The organism is Rhizobium pisi (genome assembly GCF_003938655.1).
In the GTDB taxonomy this organism is placed as follows: domain Bacteria; phylum Pseudomonadota; class Alphaproteobacteria; order Rhizobiales; family Rhizobiaceae; genus Rhizobium; species Rhizobium pisi.
This window is the reverse complement of sequence record NZ_RJJT01000005.1, coordinates 195,837-215,624: the sequence shown is the minus strand read 5'-3', so window position 1 is coordinate 215,624 and position 19,788 is coordinate 195,837. Positions and strand designations below refer to the sequence as shown.

Here is a 19,788-nt window from a genome sequence, read left to right as displayed (position 1 = left end):
ATTCCATTTCCGCATGCGCGGTGCCAAGTCTTCACTTTGGAGTTTGGGAAGTCTCGCTGCTATTTGCAGCTGACGATCCGTCGCCTCCTTGTCGAAGCGCAAGGTACCGGGCAATGAGATGGCGGGCAATGCAGCGCTCCACGCCTCGGCACTCCGTCACAGACTGAGAAATAACGGAGACGTCCAGATGCGTGATTGGTCGGTCTGGCGTGCGGTGATGAACAACGGATGCTCCCGTCCCTTCGCAAGTTGCAGGGCGTCGATGCCGATTTCTCCTTCCAGATCGCGTGGCAACGACTTCTCGGTAATGCATTCCAGGGAAATCCGGAGTTCGACGCCGGGAATATCCAGGTTGATCGCGCCGGAGGCGAGCAGTTCGGCGCCTGAGACCGAAAGGTTGATTGACGGCGCATCGATGTGCGGCGGCGGCTGTAGTGGATCGCCAATCTTGACATAGCCATAAAGATCGGCGCGGACTTCGATCCGGCTGCCGACAACGTCCGAAAGCGACAGTTCGACGCCGTCCACGTCGCCATGGGTCGCTGACCGAAAACCTATGGTCGTCGCATCCCTTCGCCAGGCGCATTGTTCGGGATGGTCAAATCCTACGCCGCGGTGGCCAAGGAGCGCTGCGCCGGTTACGGCTATCTCGCCTTCCCAATAGGCTGCACGGTAGCGATCCTTGATCCGCGCGCCGCCGAACCGCAGACGCACGCGGCGATTTGAAAACCCGGCCTCCTCATGCAGGTTCCGTGTCCATATCAGGCGATCCGCGTCATAGAGGCTCATCTCTTCCCACCCCTTGTCGCCCAGCAGGCGATAGACAAGCGGCTGAGCAGGATCGGCGGCAACGACTTCGCCCATCCAGCTTTGGCCGAGACGCAAACTCGCAAAGCTGCGTTCGCCCGTCGTGGCGAATGTACGCCGCGCGCGCAGGGCCTTCCCGATCGAAGCGCGATCCAGAGTTTCGGCAAAGACCCCGGTCAGGCCACCACGTGAGCCGAATGCTGCCGTCGCCGGTGCGCCGCCGCCACAGCGGCCTTGATGTTCGTCGCTGGCGGCAGACGCCCCAAGCCGATGCCCGCGGCTTAGTGCATCCACATAGTTCCAATGGAATTGTCCCCAGGCCGACGAGATTTCGGTCAGGCGTTCGAGCTCCGGGTGATGCCAATCGAAAATGCAGCGTCGGCCGCCGACATGCGGGATCATCAAATGGCCCTCAGGATCGTCGGCATAGGCCGCCCAGAGTTCATCAACCGGCCAAACCCCCGGCCGAATCGTACCAGCGGTGAATTCGTTCCACTCGAAGGAGCGCACGGAGCGGCCCTCGTCGTCGAAAGGGAACCGGGGCTTGCCGTCCCTCAGGAAGACGACGTTCCGGTCTCCGCCGGCGGCAGAATTGCCGCACCATTCGGTGCCGGGATAGCAGACGAAACGTCCAGGCTCGTTCAACTCGCCGATCAGTCCGACCGCTTCATTCCACTTCGCTTCGGTGATGTTGAAATCATTGACTGTATAGCCGACGATATCGAGACCGGCGATGTCGCGACCATAGCTGAGATTATAGTAGGTATCATTGGTGCCGACCGTGTCCTCGGAATGGACGTGGAGATCGGCATAGTAGAGATGATATCCGCCTTTCAGCGGCTCGACCTGGACATAGGCAATCGCCGGCTCAACCTGAACGCCGTCAGCTTCGGCTCGCAGCCGCCATTCGCCGTTTTGCCCGAACGATAGCGCTATCTCCGTAGCTGCCCAGCCTTCCGACGCGAAAGCCAGCCTCTCTTCCCGCGTGCTGCCATCCGGGCAGCTCAAAATCACGCGACCGTCGATCACCCGGTCGCGGCAGGTATTTCCCCATATGTCATCGACGCGTGCGAGAACGCGGACAGGCTGCCGTGGTTCGGCGAGGCGGGGCGCGATGAGGTTGATCGCGTGCGGCGTGCCGGGAACGATATCGATGGCGCAATCGCCTGGAACTTCGGCGAATTTCGAGCTGCCGAGCGGATCGATGAACATCCGGAAGCGGAAGTTTTTCTCGACGAAAGTTTGCGCCCGCGTGCCGGCACCACCCTGCCGCCGGTCGCCGAGACGAATGATGATACGATCACCCGGATTGAGATAGCCGTCGACCACATCGATGATGATTGCCTTCTGGAAAGGACGCTCATGTCCCTTCTGATCGAAGCGGACCTTCAACCCCCTCACCGTCGCCGGACTCTGGCCGGAAAACGGGGCGGCCGCATGATATTCCGCCGAGACATAATTGGCGCCGGTTGGATCGGAGGTCTGGAAAAGCGCCCAGTCGGAATAGAACTTGAAGGCAAGCTTCAACCACGCGCCATCGGCAAGCCCGACCGCACCGATTTCGTATACCAGGCTCAACTCTGTCCATTCGCCCGCGGTCAACGTCTTGCGATCACAGCTCAGCCGGCCAAGAAACGGTAAGGATTTGATATGATCGGAAAGACCGCTTGGGGCAACGGCGTCCCGTGCCGCCGGCTGGCGGTTCGAATTCGTTAACATAGCTTTGGCCTCATTGTTGTCCGCGCCAGTTTTCGTAGCGGCGCTCGATCCGTCGAAACACCAGGCTCTCCATGAGCCAGGCGATAAGTCCGATCAGCGAGACGCCGAGCAGCACCTCGCTGGAATTTCCGGTTTGTCCGCCCATGGCCACCATCCATCCGATGCCTTGAGACGCACCGATCATCTCGGCGGCAACAAGCGCTCGCCAAGCTTGCGAAAAGCCGATGCGCAGCGCCGTGGTCACGAAGGGAAGCGACGCCGGCAGGTAGACGTGCCGCAAGAGCTGCAGCTTGCTGGCGCCCAATGTTCTGGCGGCGCGCACTTCGCCGCCCTGGATCGTCAGCACACCTTCCTGGATCGCCGTTGCCATCGGGAAAACGGCAGCGATGAAAATCACGACCGCAATGGACAGATAGCCGATGCCGAAGAAGATCATCGACAGCGGCGCCCAGGCAATGGGCGGTATCGCCATGAACAGCCCATTGAGCGGACTTATAAACTGACGAAACCCTATCGAAAGCGCAGCTGTTGTACCGAGCACCAGCGCTGCAAGCGTAGCGGCGAGGAAACCGCCGGTTTCCCGCAACAGGCTAGCCGCCACCTGGCGCCAGAGATCTCCCGAACCGATCCAGCGTCCGGCCTCGGATGCCACATCCCATGGCTGAGGCAGCACATAGGACGGAACCTGGCTTGCAGCCAGGCACCACACGACCCCCAGAGCCGGAAGCGATGCCCAGCTCCAGGAGGGTTTTGGCCACGCGATCAATCCGGACATTTCAGTTCTGCTCACCGGTTGCCCGCGCCCAAAGGGCGGTATCAATGACGTCGTCAGCCTTCAATGGTTGGGAAAGAATGCCAAGCGTCTGCGAATAATCCATCAGCCGCTGGATGAAGGCACGATCGGCGCTTTCGATGGCATCGGACCAGCCAAGCCGCTTGCGCGCCTCCGATACGATCGCTTGCGCCGGTACGACCTTGCCATCGGCAGACTGCACGGGTTCCAGCTTGAAGGCCTCGGCAATGATCTTGTCGGCTTCATCAGGATGCTCGCTGAGGAAAGCAATTGCCTTATGATGAGCGCGCAAGAGCTTGACGATATCGTCCGGCCTCTCGTTGGCAACCTTGCGCGTCGATGCAATCACGTACCAGGGATAATGCGGCAGGGCCTCATTGACATCGAAGACAACCCGACCTGCGCCACGCAAGACCGACTGGCTGATGAAAGGTTCCCACTCGAAAACCGCATCGACCACACCGGTGTCGAGTGCCGCATTCATATTGCCGGCTGGCATTTGCGAAAGCTGAAGATCGGTTTCCGGATCGAGCTTGGCGACATCCTTGAGAATATAGCCCCGCAGCAGCACATCCATACCGCTACCGCGATTGACGCCGGCCAATCGCTGTCCCTTAAGATCGGCGAGTGTGTGGATCGGGCCGGATGCCTTGGCAACGAGAGCTGCCTGACCATAGTTGACCTTGGCGAGGATGACGCTGTCGAGTCCGCGCGCAAACCACTGATAGACTGGCGGAGCACCGACATAGGCGACGTCGACATCGCCGGAAGCCACCGCCTGCTGGATCACCGGCCCATCGCCGAATGACTTGAGCTCGACCGCAAGCCCTTCTTCCTTGAAGAAGCCCTTCTTCTCAGCGATCAGGACGGGCGCGTTGGCCATGGCGGAAACCCAGCCGATGCGCAGGGGCTGTGAATCCCCTGCCCAAGCCGGCGCGGCGAGCAGCGCCATGGCGGCGGCAAGAATAATTCTTTTCATCGTCTTAAGGGCCTGCATTTTGACGAGCTCCTGAGTGATTGAGGGAGGCTGATTGTCTGAGTTGGGTGATTGCGCCGATCCGGTGCATGAGCTGGTCCCCATAATCCGCAAAACGGGCAGTGCTGCGGACTTTGTGACGGTCTCGCGGGCGTGGAAGATCGATGAGTATCTCGCTGTCGATACCATTGGGAGGAAGGCCTAATACGACCACGCGGTCTGCAAGGAAGACAGCTTCATCGATATCGTGTGTGATGAAGATGATCGTCTGGCTGAGCTCCGACCAGAGCCGCAGCAATTCCTCATTCATCTGGATGCGGGTAATCGCGTCGAGAGCCGCGAAAGGTTCGTCCATCAGCAGAATGTCGGGCTCAAGGGCGAGCGTGCGGGCGAGCGCGACGCGCTGGCGCATGCCGCCCGACAATTGGTGCGGAAGATCGCGCGCCACCGCCTCCAGGCCGACAAGGGAAAGATAGTGGCGTGCTTTTTCTCGCTGTTCAACGGCATTCTTGCCAGCCATTTTAAGCCCGAAGCACACATTGTCTTCGACCGAAAGCCATGGGAAGAGGTTCGGAGTCTGGAAAACATAGCCGAGCGCCTGCATCTCCGGAAAGACCGGCTGACCGTTGATACATACCCTCCCCGCGGTCGGCTTGAGGAAGCCCGAAAGCAGATTAAGCATGGTGGACTTGCCGCAACCGGAGGGGCCGAGCAGCGCCACGAATTCTCGTTTTTTCACTGTCAGCGAAAAATTTCGGAAGACCTCGCGGCCGTTCTTATAGGTGAAGCCAATGCCATCGACCGAGAGCACGGCCGGCGGGTGAAAAGGGGTGACAATTTCCATAGACGACTATTTCCATAGACAAAGGCGTAATGCGATAATACATTTTAATACATGTGTGGCAAGCCCCTGAATCGACAGAACAGAGCATGCCCTGTATGACCGCTGGAACCGTTGAGATCGATTGTTACGAAATGCCAATTATTAGGGATAATGCCACCGCGCTCTACCGGCAGATCGCAGCCCGGCTGGAGGATGAAATCCGAAGCGGTCGGTTCGAGCCGGCCGGCCGGCTGCCGTCTGAAGCAGAGATCGGCACTCGTTTTGCCGTCAGTCGTGTCACCGTCAGGCTGGCGCTGGACGAGCTTGCCCGGAAGGGGTTGATAGAGCGGCGCAAAGGCAAGGGCACATATGTCGCCGGCAAGGAAGTCCGACATGAGCTCGATACGCTGCAAAGCTTTCACGAATCCCTCATTTTGCAGGGATTGAATGCCAGCATGCGTGTCCTTTCCGTCGGCACCACGCGGACGCCGGAAACGATCGCCGCCGCGCTTGGCCGGGGTTGGGAGACATGCCTTTCCCTTGAGCGCCTTCATCTAGTCGACAATGAACCGATCGCGCTCGGGCGCAGCTTTCTGCCGCCGGCATTGGCGAAATTGTCGCGTGATGAGATGGAAAGCCGCCCGACCTATGCGATCGTCTCTGCGTTTGCCGGGCTCGACGTCGAGCGGGCTCATGTCGCTATCGGCGCTGAAACCGCAGATCCGCAGCTTGGGTCAATCCTCAAGGTCCCCGCAGGAGCCGCGCTGCTTGTCATGGAGCGGACGTCTTGGTTCACGGACAATACGCCGGCCGAGCGATCGACCTTTTATGTCCGTCCCGAACGCTACCGTTTCGTCATGAACAACGTATTACGGCATTGATGCTCCGCCAGCCGGAATGAGTGCCGAGAAAGCTCGCCCCAAGTCGCATCTCGGCATGGCTCCGCAGCGGTTTCTTTAGTTTTCTGGAAAGCCATCTCAGCTCCTCCACCCCGAGCTGATGTCCGCCACTTAGGGGCCGGATCTTCTGCCAAAAGACGATGTGGTGAGACGAGGAGCGCCGCCTGAGTTGCCTTGGGCGAACGTCTGGGATAAGCGCTTTGCACGCCGCTCCCGCACGAGAGGCGTCGAAGGACTTCTGAGGAGCCGAGACGAGCATGGCCGCTGACAACGACGAATACATCTATGACGAAGTGACGGGCGAATGGCGTCCGGCTTCGGAGGTGGCAGCATCCGCCGGCAATGAGGCGGTCGTTCGGGACGCAAGCGGCAATGTTCTTGCCGATGGTGACTCCGTCACCGTCATCAAGGATTTGAAGGTCAAGGGAGCCGGCCAGACGCTGAAGCAGGGCACCGTCATCAGGTCGATCCGCCTCACCGATAATCCCGAGGAGATCGATTGCCGTCATGATGGAATCAAGGGTCTCGTTCTGCGCACCGAGTTCGTGCGCAAACGCTAATCAAGTTCTCAAGGCCTGCTCAGTGGAATCGGTTGACCTCAGTGGCCGACGTGCGGCGACTGATGATACGCGCTTGTGACGTACAGCATAGACCAGGCCTGCGACGCTTTCGCGGGTCAACTCGCCGTCGCCAAAGCCTCGTTAACTCCGCTTAAACCAGATCGATGGGCAAGTGCCGGCTGCGGCTGCGAGCACGATGCAAACAGATGCGAGGCGATTGATTCCGGTTTGGAAATCTATATGCAAAAGGTTGCAAGATTCGCGGAGATATACGAATGAGACGCCGCTCTCCCCCGCGGCCGCATGATGAATACGTCTTCAGCCCGGGCGTTCGGCTCTCAATCTCGTCGCCCAGAATTACGCCAACAGGATGATGCCGCAGCAAGGCTTGCGTTCGCGTCGTCTCGCAGCCTCTTCCATCCGAGAGCAAGAGACCTGCCTCTCACATCCATTTTTCTCCAAAGGACCTTTCCATGAAACATAGACGCAATCTCCATATGCTGGCGGCAAGTGCTGCGTTCCTCACCCTTGCCGGTCCGTCCTTCGCCTTGGACGGCGGTGACATGATGAAGAAGCTCAGTGCGGCCATCGGCGCCGGCGGCACTGTTATTACCTTCGAGAAGGCTGACGTCGAAGGCGACACCGTCACGGCGTCGGGGGTCGAGGTGGGGATTGCGAGCCTGCCCGGCGATAAGCTGAAGATCGGCGACATCACCTTCGAGGGCGTGAAGGAGACCGAAGGCGGTGGCTACTATGCCAAATCCGTCGCCTTCCCCGACGTCGACAAGAAGCAGGAAGACGGTCATCTCTCCGCTAGGGATATCCAGGTCCAGGGTCTGACCATCCCCGCCAATGCCGCCGGCAAGACGCTCGACGACCTCCTGCTCTATGAGACCGTCAGCACCGGCCCGATCGTTGTCAGTATCAAGGGCAAGGACGTCTTCACGATCGAAAGCACCGAGTCCAATCTCGGGCGCGAGGATAGCGGCTTCACCTATGACGCCAATGTCGCCGGCCTCAAGATCGACCTGTCGCAGGTCGAGGACCCGTCTTCCAAAGACGCGATCGAGAAGCTGGGGTTGGCGACGCTCGACGGCACCTTGACGATGAAGGGCAGTTGGGAAGTCGAAAGCGGCAAGGTCGCGGTCGACGAATATGCCCTGGACTTCAAGAATGTCGGCCGGTTGAACTTCGCGGTCGACTTTTCCGGTTACACCTTGAACTTCATCAAATCGCTGCAGGAAGCGGTGAAGACCGCCGAAGCCAATCCGAACAAGGAAGAGGCAAACCAGGCGATGAGCCTCGCCATGCTGGGCATGATGCAGCAGCTGACGTTCAATAGTGCCGAACTGCGCTTCGACGATGCTTCGATCACCAAAAAGGCGCTCGACTACGCCGGCTCGCAACAGGGTGTCAGCGGCGACCAGCTCGCTCAATCGCTGAAGGGCCTCGTGCCGATGATGCTGGCGCAGCTCAACCTGCCGGAACTGCAGAACCAGATCTCGGCGGCCGTCAACACCTATCTCGACGGTCCGAAGAGCCTCACGATCAGCGCCGCGCCGGAAAAGCCGGTGCCCTTCCCGATGATCATGGGGGCGGCCATGGGTGCGCCGAACACCATCCCCTCCGTGCTCGGCGTCAAGGTGACGGCGAACGACTAACGTATCGCCCCGAAAATCGGAATCGGTATTCGCACAGCGCGATGCAGAGTTTCACAGTGTTGGAGTGCCGTGGGTCTGAAAGGACGCACGGCGCTTCAAAATCATCTTGCCAGGTGTTGAGCCGCGCCACAAACAGAAGAATGAACCGGATCGAGACGCTGCCGCCTGCCTCGGACGCTTCGAGACGAAGAATACCATCCATGCGCCGGCTGACGATCGGTGCCGGCTCGACAACGGACTACGCGCTGCCGTGGCAAGATGCGGACGTCGCCGATTGCGCCATTGCGTGAGGCGCGCGTAGTCCTTTTCCGTGGCGTCGAAGTTTGCTCTGCCTGCGTTAAAGTCTTCTCAAGTCCGTATTGCTGGACGAGCCCCTTGATGGCGTCCCTCTGCTCCCAGTAGTCTTCGGATGCCCGCAATTCTTCAAGCGAGCGGCCGCTTCGGGCGAGCAACAGGGCTTCTTATGATACGCAACGCCTCCCCAAGCAATCTCCTGACCACGGTACGCTCCGATGCAGAAAAAGCGCGCATCTGCGCCGCTAACAACGCTGACCTCTACCAGGCGTTGTTCCGTGCCCATGGACTGCCTGATCAGCGAACCAGTGCGTTTTGGTCAAGCAATGCGATCGCACCTCCATATTATTCCAACATGACGACACTCGACCCGGATGCAACAGAGGAACAGCGCATTGAAATCGGTCGGCTGACAGATCGGCTGGGACGGCGACCTGGTTTCAAAGACGGGTTTTCCAGGCTCGATCTCGTCGACAAAGGGTTCCAGTTGTTGTTTTCCGCATCATGGATATGGGCTGAACCTCACAGTATTTCAGCAGGTGCGCCTCAATACTGGGCACGCATTTGCGATACGGCGTCACTGGATCGCTGGGAACGTTCCTGGAAAGAGGCTGGCAGCCCGACCGATGCCAACGTCTTCACACCGGCCCTGCTTTCCGATCCCAACGTGCATATCTATGGCCGATTGGCCGGAGACGGCTTTAATGCAGGCTGCATCGTAAATCGATCACCCGAGGCTGTAGGGATCTCCAATGTCTTTAGCTTGACTGGTACGCCGCAAGCCTTCCGAGACGCCGTTTCGTTGGCCACTAACGCCTTTTCACCCGATCTGCCGCTCGTCGGATATGACAGGGGCGCAGCGCCAAACGAGATGACGAAGCTGGGCTTCAGGTCAGTCGGCAAACTAAGGATTTGGCTATCTGACGACGGTTCCTAACCTTCACTATTTGGGCCGAAACCAAGGGATGGCAGCTTTTCCGCTTATGCGGCGCCGACGCCGGCGGCGAAGATGGCGATACAGCGGCGAAGGTGGGCAAGCAGTTCAGCCCGATCGGCCCAGGCATGAGCGCGTCCTTCCGGCGGGCCCAGGCCGCCGAGAACCATATCCATCAACATTCGGGCGCCGCTCGCCGGATCATCCAGCGACAGCCTGCCTTCCGCCCGGCGTTCGTTCAGCCAGTCGGCAAGCTCCTGCCGGCTGGCAAGCATGCCCTCGCGCTGCAGGATATCGATAAGCTCGGGAAACTGGGCTGCTTCGCGAAAGACGAGCTGCAGGAAACCGGCGCGATCCTCATCCATGTCCTCGTCCATGTCGATCATGAAGATCCGTTCGAGGCTCTCAGCGATCGCGATGTCTTCGGCAGGCCTCGGCAGGTCAAGCATCAGGCGCCGATGGGCGCCGACCACGGCAGCAAACAGCTCTTCCTTACTCTGAAACAGCTTGTAGAGCGTCTGTTTGGAAACGCACGCCTCGGAGGCGACGAGCGCGGTCGTGCTTCCGGCATAACCATATCTGACGAAAACGCGGCCGGCGACTTCGACGATATGCGCCCGCTTGTCTTCATCGCTGGAGACTTTTGGCCGGCCTCTTTTGCGCGGCGCATCTGCGGGCTCGTCGATAACATCCATGATGGTCTAGACCGCCCTGCCGAACCGCATGCCGCCCGCCTGAGAACGCAGCCGACGATTTCTGAGGGACGAACCCTTCGCTTGTGGCATCGGCAATTTCAATTTATAGAACCAATACGTTCTGCAATGCGTTGCATCCCATTCCATCTGGCGATGGAGCACTTGTGACGACCGTTCCTGCCGCCACATCAGTCTCTTGCTACTCCCAGCAGGAGCTCGACATCCGCATCCCAGAACACCCTATCCTGTAGTACGGTTTCTGCGAAAAAATCAACCACAACCATGCAGCGCAGCGAAAACACGTCCAGCAGCGCCGCCCGCCGGCAACCGAGCCGGCTCTTCGATCGCAGCAAATCGCCACCCGCGGCCTCTCCTATTCCGGGCAGCTTGCAGGCAAAGTTCGAGATCAGTGCGGGCGAATTTCAGGTGAATTTCTGAACCGTCCAAACAGCCTGTTAGCGGATTATGCATGACATATACTCGCGACCGCGAGGTGATATGAGGTTCGCGCGGCCCAAGACGCATGCAGAATTCACGTTACATTATATAGTGGTTCTTGAATATAGTATTCACCCCGAGGATTGGGCATCAAAAGGCGCTCAAATCTTACTCGTTAAAGGAGTTGCGCAAAGATTTAACCATATTTAAGTGTTCTTGCGAAACAATGCTGTGCGTAGATCAGACATCTCGAAGCAGAGGTGCCAATAAGTTATTTGGAGACAGCCTTGGCATTTACCATTGCCCGTAGTCTGGTGGCGTTTGGCGTCGCCGTTTCAGCAGGTCTTTTCATCTCGATCGGATTGCAGCAATCCGCGCTCGAAAGGCTCAAGGTCAACGGGCCGGTTTACGAGCAGGTCGTCTACGGCAAGGATCTCGTCGCCGATATTCTGCCGCCGCCGCTCTTTGTGGTCGAATCCTACATGCTCTCCTTCGAGGCAAGCAAGTTTCCCGAACTGACCGAGACCAACCTCGCGAAGATCGCAAATCTGAAAGCCGCCTACGACGACCGCCGCGCCGATTGGAAAACCACCCGGCTGCCGCAGGCTTTGAAGGACGAGCTTGAAAACGATGTGGTGGTCAAGGGCGATGTGTTCTGGGACGTGATGAACCGCGAGATCATCCCGGCCCTGAATGCAAAGAATGAAGACAAGGCGCGCGGGGCGATCGAGCAATTGCGCGTCGCCTTCCATACGCACCAGGATGCGGTCGAGAAACTCGTCGAGAATTCCGACGCTTTCATGAAGGACGAAGAGAGCAATGCAGCCTCGGAAATCGTCAGCTGGACGATCTATGCGGGTGCTGCCGGCTTCGGATCCTTCGCCCTGCTGCTGGTCGGGCTCTACCTCCTGCGTCGCCGGGCAATCGTGCCGCTGGACGGCATGAAGGCCTATATGGGCAATCTTGCCGAGGGTGATTTTTCCACCGAAGTTCCCTATGCCGACCGTTCCGACGAGATCGGCGCCATGTCCAAGGCCGTGGCGGTGTTCCGCCGCAATGCGCTGGAACGCCAGGACGCGCAGAAGCGAGAAACGGCGCTTCGCGACGCGGAATTCGAGCGCGAACGCAGCCAGATGGCCGAGAAGGCAGCCGAGGAACAGACACGCGAGACGGTGATCGATCAGCTGACATACGGGCTGGATCAATTGTCGCACGGCAATCTCGACTGCCGCATCACGACGCCCTTTGCCGCCGCTTACGAAGCCTTGCGCGCGAAGTTCAACGACAGCATGAACGCCCTTTCCGCCTCGATGGCCGAGATCGCCCAGACCTCCGGACAGGTCGGCAGTTCCTCGACCAACATCACCAACGCAGCCGCCAGTCTCGCTTCGCGCACGGAACAGCAGGCCACGATGCTCGAAGAGGCCGCGACCGCGCTCAAGCAGATGAACGCCAAAACCAAGGATGCGTCCCATCATGCCGGCAAAGCGACCGGGATGATGGCCGAGACCCGCACCAGCGCCGAACATTCGGCAGCAGTCGTTCGCGATGCGATCGCCGCCATGGAACGGATCGAAGGCTCGTCCGCCCAAATCGGGGATATCGTCAACGTCATCGACGAAATCGCCTTCCAGACCAATCTCCTCGCGCTCAATGCCGGGGTCGAAGCCGCGCGTGCGGGCGAAGCCGGCAAGGGTTTCGCCGTCGTGGCCCAGGAAGTGCGCGAACTCGCCTTGCGCTCGGCCAACGCCGCCAAGGAAATCAGGGCCCTGATTTCCACCTCCTCGACCCAGGTGTCGACAGGGGTGGAGCTCGTCAACCGCACCGGCAAGGCGCTGATGGAGATCGAGGGACAGGTCGAGCAGGTCTCGGGACTCATCGCCCGCATCGCTTCCGTCTCTTCCGAGCAGGCGACAGCGATCAGCGAGATCAACGCCTCGGTCAGTGCGCTCGACGAAGTCACGCAACGCAATGCCGCCATGGCCGTGGAAACCGTCTCCGCCTGCCGCGCGCTCGGCAACCAGACACAGACGCTGGAAGGCGTGGTAGGCCGCTTTCAGATCGAAGCGCCGGCCGCCGGCGGCGCAAGACCGCAGAGAGCCGCCTGACTTCACCACCCGCGAAGGATTGACCGGCGCAGACGAACCTTATCGGGCTTGCGGCGTTTCACGGCAATGGACACCCATTATCGTCACGCCGCATCTTCGTTGCATCAAGATCTCGCGCAGCGATGTGCGCCGCAAGGGTTTTGATGCCGAACTCCGCTTACACGAAACATCTCACCTCGATCGAGCGCGAACGAATCCGGCGGGTTGTCCGCATCGCTCGGCTCATGGACACAGCCGTGAGACTACCCGTCATCGGCGTGCGGATCGGAGCGGATTCGGTTCTCGGCCTCATCCCGGCGGTTGGCGATATCGCCGGCTCCCTCATCGGGATCTTCATCATCAATGAAGCAAGGCGTCTCGGCATTCCCAATCACAAGCTTGCGCGCATGGCCGTCAACCTCGGCATCGATGCGGCCGGCGGCACGGTTCCGCTGATCGGTGATCTCTTCGACGTCTACTTCAAGTCTCATCGCCGAAACGTAGGCATCATACTCGAGCATTTCGGGCTCAGCGAAGGCGAGCTGGACCGGCGCATGTGAAAGGTCCCGCAGCAATTCATCTAGAACGGAACAAAGTCGGCCAATCCACGGGTTGGCTGCCGCCGCACGATCCCTGGAAGTAAGCTTCCGCAAGCTTAAACTCGGCATCGTCCCACACCCATTGCGCAGACAGGCCGCAGTCGGCAACGCCACGCCCCCTTCCGGACATCTGCAAGCTTCCGGTATCCGTATCGAAGCCCGGTTCCACGAAGAGCGTCGTTGCACCTTCACCCTCCCCGAGGGGAAGTCTCGGCTGAAAGGGAATGGGAACACCGTTTCCCTTCAGCGGTTGGAGGAATACGAGCGACGAGCCCTGGTAGGCGCCCATGATGCAGGGGATGAGCACAAGCGCATGATCCATATCGAGAGGATAAGCGTCGGCATTAAGTCCCCCATTCGCTGCGTCGGCTTCGCATCCTTCGCTGTCGAAAAGAGCCTTACCGGCGCTCATTGCCTGCGTGATCAGCCGTTGCTTTTCCGCATCCGACAGGATGATATCGATCTTTCGGCGATTGATGACAGGCAGGGCAGGCGGAGCCGGCACCTTCGAAGCGGGAGCAGCCCCCGCCTTGATCAACGCGGTGACGCCGCCGATACGACCTTGACGATCATCCATGTGCAGAAGCGCGGCGACCATGCCGTCAAGCGGGATGACAGCCTTGTCGTCGCCGACTTCGATCTTTGCGTCATTGCGTAGTTCTGAAAGAAATTCCTTCACAGCAACCGGATCCTTGGTCGAGATCGTCGTGAGGTCCTCGTCCTGAGAACGCGTCCAGGACGGTCCAAGACGCAGCGGTTTTCCGTCGGCGAGAAAGCCGCCGAGGCCGACCGGAAACGGCACGCTCAGCGTAACCTCCGTCGCGGCATCAGGACCGGCGGCGCGGACGAAGCGCAGATCGGGGTTGTTGATGGTGCCGTTTTCGAAGCCCTTGGCTTCACATTTCAACCCGTTGTCGCAGACGACCAACCAGGATTTGTATTTGTCATAGGACGGCTCCGCAGCAACCGCCGGGCCGCAGAGGATGACGCCGACCACGAAAAATGCGCCGACCTTCTTGTGGAGCTGCCGCATCATTGCTTTCCTGTCGATTGAAAATCGTTGAAATCCAGTGGTTTATTGCCCGAACGCCGGTGCGATATTACCGCCGTCGAGATCTGCGGCAAGGGCGGATTTCACGTCCGCCATCCGCCAGTTCGACGTCATTTTTCCCACAATCCCAAGCTTACTCAGCCGGCATCGCGTCTTGCTCCGCCGTTCGCCCGCACCAGCGCCATCAGCATCGGGCCGATCGCAAATTCGCCTTTCTCGGTCCTTCGGGTGAGATCGCGGAGATAGCCGCCAGGCGAATTGATGTGCCCGCCTCTTTCCAGGATGCAGGCGATCACCGTCGCGGCGTTTTCCGGCCCCATGCCGGCGCAGGCTTCCTCATAGGCCGAGGCGCTGACGCCGAGCATCGAGCGGACGACGACGGCGGCCGACATCAGGTCTCGCCAGTTGCCGACCGTTCCGCCCGGCCCGTATCCGAGAATACCAGGGCAGGCCTGGAGAACGAGGCCGAGCGGGAAGGATTTCAGGCCATGGCCCGCCGCCGGATCGGCCGCACCGGATCTTCTCCCGGGCCGCTCCCGATGTTTCAGCCTTCGCCCGTCCTGCGCCTCGGCGATCGGGTCGTTATTGGCCACCGCCTTTGCGCCCTGCTTCGTTTCGAAGCTTGGTTCAGATTCAGAGATGGATTCGAGATTTGAATTCTGTTTGTGCCGCTCAGTTTGAGACTCATTGGCGTCTATTTTTTTAATTTTAATGTGTTTTTCCAGCAGGTTGACAGCCTCTTCGCGCAACAGCGCCATCTCGTCGAGTAGCGCAGCCAGTTCCTCGGCGCTCGCCACGCGCGGAATCCGGAGGACAAGATCGCGAAACAGCATCGACATACGCTCCCAGTCGCCGGGAACCGCCTCGTCGAGGGCTGCCGCGATGAGCTTGGAGATATCGCGCCGGCACACTGTCAGCCGTTCCCTGGTCACCCTGATCAGCTCCCGGTCGGCGACCGCCTCGGCGGCCAGGCTTTCAATCTCGACCGCGCGTGCGAGCAGCGGCGCAACGCTGAAGCCAAAGGCCTCACCGATCGCCCCTGCCCTGTCGCGGCGCGCATAGCGCTTTCCGTTCGGGCTGTCCTTGCGCAAGATCAGGCCGGCCTCGACCAGGACGGCAAGATGCCGCCGGAGTGTGGCCGGCGTCATTCCGCGGGCGCGAAGCGAAAGCTGCGCATTCGACGGAAAGACGATCAGGCCTTTTTCCTCGGAGATCTCGTCATCGGGATAGAAGGTCAAAAGCGCGTCGAGCACCGTCAGCGCCCGATCGGTAACGCCAAGCGCTGGCCGTGCCTCGCAGATCGCTCTGAACAGCTTCCACTTGCTGCGTCTCATCCCCGGCTCGATGGTCTCGGCCAGTTGCTGGCTTGCAAGCATGCCAAGCGACATCGGCCGCCGCCCAAAGGGCGTCGTCACATATCCACTCTCCATTTGCCTTCACCTTCGTTCAGGCAAAAGAAAACCCTCCACCCTTTTCGGTGCCAGGACGCTTGACTGTGATTCGTGGAAATGCGATTCTCGATGTGCTTAAGATCTGAGAAGGGCTTCCACGACGGCGTCGTTGGGGGCCTTTTTCTTTTGCGCGTTACGCTCCTCTGTGCTTTTTGAACTCCTGGAACAGGCTCTGCAGCCTTTCCTGGACGAATTGATCGAAACCGGGCGCAGTCTTGCCGTCGAAGATGAAGGCTGCGCCGGACGCTGTCTTTTTGATCGTCACCGGCACGCCACTGACCTCGGATTTGGCCACGGCCGCCTTTGTTGCCGCCTTCTTCGTTGCCAGCACCAATGCCCGGTGAAACCGCTCGTCGCTCGAGATCTTGCGCGCGTCGTCCGCGGACAACTCGGCGATGATCTTGGCGATATCGGCGTTCCCGATCCGCTCACCCAGTTCCAGCCATCGCCGGCGGCCGATCTCAGGCGCCGCACCTATCGCGTTTATGAGCTCCAGGGGGACCTGTCGTATCACGATCAGCATTCTCGACAGCGCCGCCTTGTCGACGCTGAGCGCGGCCATGATGACGTCGCGGCCGAAGCCGCGTTCTTCCAGCCGCGAGGCGAAGAGCGCGCGTTCGACATAGGAGAGATTGGTCCGGGCGCTGTTTTCCTGTCCCTGGCTGACGACCAGCTGGCCGTCGGTCAGGTCGCGGACAACAGCGCGCACCCTGATGCCGATTTCCCTGGTGGCGGCCAGGCGACGATGGCCGTAGGCAACCTGATAGCGCCCCTTGGTCTCGGGATGCGGGCGCACAAGGATCGGCACCTGCTGCCCATGTTCGCGAATCTGGTCGACGAGCTCGGCAAGTTCGGCCGCGTCGATCGCCAATCGGTCGCTGACGAAGGAGGCGTCGATCAGGCCGGGATCGAGCTCGACGATAGTCTGGCCGGCGGCGAGCTGCCGTTCCAGCTCGCTCGCGCGCTCCATTTTTTCAGTGATGTTGCCAAGCGTCTTCGTGATGCCGCCTACGGGTGCTGCGCTGCGCTCCTGCGGTACGAAGCCCGCGATCGGGCGATTGTCGCGCGGGGAAACCGTTTCCGTCCTTGCCGGGTCGTGCGCGGAAATTTCGATGAGGTTCTTGCGCGCCATCTCTATTTCCTTCCCCATGTGGAGCGGACATGCGCCTCGATCTCGCCATTCACGAGGTTCAGGGACTCCAGGGCCCGATCATAGGTTCCGCGCGTGAATTGCGACCGTTCGACCTCGTAAAGGGTCTGCTTCGTCACGCCGGCATCGGCGACCGCCGTCGACTTCACCATGGCGTTGTGCAGCATGCGATTGCCGAAGATCGCCCGCATGAAGCCGGTCATCTGGCTTTGCGGTCCGTCGTTCGGCTCGAACCGCGTCACGAGATAACGCATCCAGTCGTAGCTGGTGCGCCCGCCGGCCTTCTCGACGACCGACATCAATTCGCTCGTCATCGTCAGGAACTGCGACATCGACATGACGTCGAGCATCTGCGGATGGACCGTGATCAGCACCGAGGTTGCGGCGCAGAGCGCCGACATCGTCAGGAAACCGAGCTGCGGTGGGCAGTCGATGACCACGACGTCGTAAAGGCTTTCGATGTCGGTCAGGACCTCACCGATGCGGGCGAAAAACATCGTCTCCGCCGTCCCAGACGCCATGGCTTTCGGCGTCTCGTGCTCGAACTCCATCAGCTCGAGATTGCCAGGGATGAGATGCAGATTGGGCGTGTAGGTGGCGCGCACGATATCGGCGATCGGGCGCGGCTCCTCATATCGGATCGCGCCGTAGATCGTTTCGCCCTCGCCGACGTCGAATTCCGGCTGGTGACCGAACAGTGCGGACAGGGAAGCCTGCGGATCGAGATCGACGGCAAGCACGCGGTATCCCCTGAGCGCCATGAACTGCGCGAGATGTGCCGCGGTGGTGGTCTTGCCCGAACCGCCCTTGAAATTCATCACGGAGATGATCTGAAGCTTTTCGCCCGCCCTGCGGGCCGGCACATATTTCGGCGTTCCGTTGCGCTCGTCGAGGACCCGGCGAATCCGGTCCATGTCGATGGCGCTATAGAGCCTGCGCCCGTTTGCAAGCGGATCAGGCCCATGGCCGTCGGCCGCCACCTGCCGGAGATAGCCTTCGCCGATGCCGATGAAGGCCGCGGCTTCCGCCGGCGAAAACGTCCGGATCGTCTTCCGCGACAGCGGAGGAAAGATTTTTGCCTGATGCTGCTGAAGTTGATAGGATAACTCCTTCGCATCTGTTGCCAGAAGCGAAGGGAGGTGCTCCTGATCATCTTGAAGAGCAAGACTCGGCTGCATGATCTCTTTCCCGGATAACTGCGCAATTTTAAACGAAAGCGCTTCAGTTACGCAGTTGCTATATGCCTCGATTCGTGACCGAATTACAAATGCTTAACCAAACACTATTTTGGCGCGTGAAAGCCCGCCCGGGCACGCGGCCGATTTCCGGCGAATATGCCGGCAAGGTCCGGTGATTCGACGCAGCGGACAATGGCCTCGACCGTTTCGCAGCGCCAAGTTAATACGGCAATGTTTCTAACGTCTTAGACCGCTAGTCCCCATCATCCTTCAGATAATTCTTGCCGTTGATCACCAGGAGCCCGTCGGAGTTCTTGTCCGGCTCGAATATGCTCATGGTCTCCGTCGTGCCGCTCGTGTCGATGAGGTTCAGGCGGTAGCCGGAAAGCTCATAGCGCCCGCTCGACCCGCGCCGGTTGCCCGAGGTGGTGACCCCGGTTCGCGATCCCGCGATCTCGTTGGTCATCGAGGCACCGGACCAGCCGGTGCGCTCGAAAGTGCCGTCGTTATGCAGCGTCAGCTCGCGGCTGGCGGCAGCCGATCCCGAAGAGGTTGCGGTCATGCCGCTCGATGCGAAGGTGTAGACCCATTTGCCGTCGAGCGTGGCCCCGTCCTCGAACGGCGGCACGGCGCGATAGTCTTCGTCGTCGATCACCAAGTCCTGTCCCTTTTTCGAGAAGGTCTTCGTCTCGATCTCGATCGTCCCGTAGGCAGAGGTGACGCTGCGCATTTCGATCGACCCGGCAGAGGAGAAGAAACCGCCCCCCGTCAGCCTGTAGAGGCCGCAATCGGTTGGATTGTCCTTGCAGGACTCGGCGATATCACGGCCGCCCTCGGGCAGTTCGCTGCTGAACAGGCCCTTCGCATCGAACACATTGATCTCGCTGTCGGAATAGAAATCCACCCCGCCGAAGACATTCGGTCGCACGCCGGTATCGAGATAGGTGAAGACGCCGTCGAGCCCGCCGTCGCCGCTTTCCGGAACGAGATCGAAATCCTTGTCGGAAGGTTCGAGCTTCACGGAGCGCACCAGGGCCTCGAAATCGGCCTCGGCGCTTTTGCCTCTGTCGCCGCTGAGGTTCAACAGCACGAGTTGCAGATAGGCCTGTTGCTTGTCGCCCGCGATGCCGACGACGATCTGTTTGATGCTCACCTCCTGCTGCTGGACGCAGCAGCGTTCCTCCACGCGAATGTCGTGGCCGTTCACCGTCACCCCGTAATGCTTGATCAGGATATCTTCCTTGGCCATTTCGGGAAGCGACGCGACGAAGGTCTTGACGCCCGCCGGCAGCAAACTGCGTGCGGCCGAAATAGGCTTGGAGATCTGGATCAAGGCGCTGCCGCGCTTGTCGTCCGCCGTCTCGGGAAAATCCTTTTGCAGCATGAAGAGATCGCCCTTGCCGGCTTTTCCCCAGCCGGAGGCGGGATCAGGCAGGCTCACCGTCAGGCCGCCGATATCGGCGGTTGCGGCAAATGCCGGGAGACACAAAAGAAGAGAGAAAAGCGCGAGTGCGAAGCCCAAGGCAGATCTGAACCGGCAGAGCCGATCATTATGCGCGTCGCCCATTTCGCCCATGCCCCGTCCCCCCCGTTTGCCTGCCGCCGACGGAATTTGGAGCCGGTTGCGGCCATTTCAACCCTCAGTTTTCAGGAAGGTTTCTGAACGCCTCCGC

General features: G+C 60.0%; 16 protein-coding genes. 6 read left to right on the top strand and 10 right to left on the bottom strand.

The window, feature by feature from the left end:
• Nucleotides 1-156: 156 nt before the first annotated feature.
• The 4 genes from EFD55_RS08955 to EFD55_RS08940 are packed head-to-tail and all read right to left on the bottom strand — an operon-like array spanning nucleotide 157 to nucleotide 5,139.
• Nucleotides 157-2,526 carry a PHP domain-containing protein gene (locus EFD55_RS08955; protein WP_125844432.1) on the bottom strand — a complete coding sequence of 790 codons (2,370 nt, stop codon included), beginning with the start codon at nucleotides 2,524-2,526 and terminating at the stop codon, nucleotides 157-159.
• A gap of 10 nt (nucleotides 2,527-2,536) precedes the next feature.
• Entirely contained in the window at nucleotides 2,537-3,301 is a 765-nt protein-coding gene (locus EFD55_RS08950; RefSeq protein ID WP_125844430.1) for an ABC transporter permease, read from the bottom strand.
• Between the two features lies 1 nt (nucleotide 3,302).
• Entirely contained in the window at nucleotides 3,303-4,298 is a 996-nt protein-coding gene (locus tag EFD55_RS08945) for an ABC transporter substrate-binding protein (RefSeq protein ID WP_125844428.1), read from the bottom strand.
• Between the two features lie 4 nt (nucleotides 4,299-4,302).
• Entirely contained in the window at nucleotides 4,303-5,139 is an 837-nt protein-coding gene (locus EFD55_RS08940) for an ABC transporter ATP-binding protein (protein WP_125844426.1), read from the bottom strand.
• Nucleotides 5,140-5,234: 95 nt separating this feature from the next.
• On the opposite strand from EFD55_RS08940, the gene EFD55_RS08935 reads away from it, so the two are divergent.
• The 4 genes from EFD55_RS08935 (at nucleotide 5,235) to EFD55_RS08920 (ending at nucleotide 9,469) form a co-directional block, all read left to right on the top strand.
• The gene (locus EFD55_RS08935) at nucleotides 5,235-5,999 is read left to right on the top strand and encodes a GntR family transcriptional regulator (protein ID WP_245438432.1); all 765 of its coding nucleotides are present in this window, start codon (nucleotides 5,235-5,237) and stop codon (nucleotides 5,997-5,999) included.
• Between the two features lie 275 nt (nucleotides 6,000-6,274).
• Entirely contained in the window at nucleotides 6,275-6,577 is a 303-nt protein-coding gene (locus EFD55_RS08930; RefSeq protein WP_125844424.1) for a zinc ribbon domain-containing protein YjdM, read from the top strand.
• Nucleotides 6,578-7,050: 473 nt separating this feature from the next.
• Nucleotides 7,051-8,238 carry an aq_1923 C-terminal domain gene (locus EFD55_RS08925; RefSeq protein ID WP_125844422.1) on the top strand — a complete coding sequence of 396 codons (1,188 nt, stop codon included), beginning with the start codon at nucleotides 7,051-7,053 and terminating at the stop codon, nucleotides 8,236-8,238.
• A 463-nt stretch (nucleotides 8,239-8,701) separates the two neighbouring features.
• Nucleotides 8,702-9,469: a hypothetical protein gene (locus EFD55_RS08920; protein WP_125844420.1), complete on the top strand. Its 768-nt coding sequence runs from the start codon at nucleotides 8,702-8,704 to the stop codon at nucleotides 9,467-9,469.
• Nucleotides 9,470-9,513: 44 nt separating this feature from the next.
• Here EFD55_RS08920 and EFD55_RS08915 read toward each other — a convergent pair whose 3' ends face one another.
• A complete protein-coding gene (locus tag EFD55_RS08915) occupies nucleotides 9,514-10,161 on the bottom strand; it encodes a TetR/AcrR family transcriptional regulator (protein WP_125844418.1) in 648 nt (215 codons plus the stop codon).
• A gap of 725 nt (nucleotides 10,162-10,886) precedes the next feature.
• On the opposite strand from EFD55_RS08915, the gene EFD55_RS08905 reads away from it, so the two are divergent.
• Nucleotides 10,887-12,707, top strand: coding sequence for a methyl-accepting chemotaxis protein (locus EFD55_RS08905; protein WP_125844416.1), 1,821 nt, complete (start codon nucleotides 10,887-10,889; stop codon nucleotides 12,705-12,707).
• A gap of 143 nt (nucleotides 12,708-12,850) precedes the next feature.
• Nucleotides 12,851-13,246, top strand: a complete 396-nt coding sequence (locus tag EFD55_RS08900; protein WP_125844414.1) for a DUF4112 domain-containing protein — start codon at nucleotides 12,851-12,853, stop codon at nucleotides 13,244-13,246.
• A gap of 16 nt (nucleotides 13,247-13,262) precedes the next feature.
• Here the strand turns inward: EFD55_RS08900 and EFD55_RS08895 are convergent, their stop codons facing one another.
• The 5 genes from EFD55_RS08895 to EFD55_RS08875 form a co-directional block, all read right to left on the bottom strand.
• Nucleotides 13,263-14,318: a DUF1176 domain-containing protein gene (locus tag EFD55_RS08895; RefSeq protein WP_165504903.1), complete on the bottom strand. Its 1,056-nt coding sequence runs from the start codon at nucleotides 14,316-14,318 to the stop codon at nucleotides 13,263-13,265.
• A gap of 155 nt (nucleotides 14,319-14,473) precedes the next feature.
• Nucleotides 14,474-15,766, bottom strand: coding sequence for a plasmid replication protein RepC (gene repC, locus EFD55_RS08890; protein WP_125844410.1), 1,293 nt, complete (start codon nucleotides 15,764-15,766; stop codon nucleotides 14,474-14,476).
• A gap of 154 nt (nucleotides 15,767-15,920) precedes the next feature.
• Nucleotides 15,921-16,919 carry a plasmid partitioning protein RepB gene (gene repB / locus EFD55_RS08885; protein WP_125844408.1) on the bottom strand — a complete coding sequence of 333 codons (999 nt, stop codon included), beginning with the start codon at nucleotides 16,917-16,919 and terminating at the stop codon, nucleotides 15,921-15,923.
• A 2-nt stretch (nucleotides 16,920-16,921) separates the two neighbouring features.
• Nucleotides 16,922-18,115 (bottom strand): plasmid partitioning protein RepA, encoded by a 1,194-nt coding sequence (gene repA, locus EFD55_RS08880; protein WP_125844406.1) that lies wholly within the window; start codon nucleotides 18,113-18,115, stop codon nucleotides 16,922-16,924.
• Between the two features lie 253 nt (nucleotides 18,116-18,368).
• Nucleotides 18,369-19,682, bottom strand: a complete 1,314-nt coding sequence (locus EFD55_RS08875; protein WP_125844622.1) for a hypothetical protein — start codon at nucleotides 19,680-19,682, stop codon at nucleotides 18,369-18,371.
• Nucleotides 19,683-19,788 lie beyond the last annotated feature (106 nt).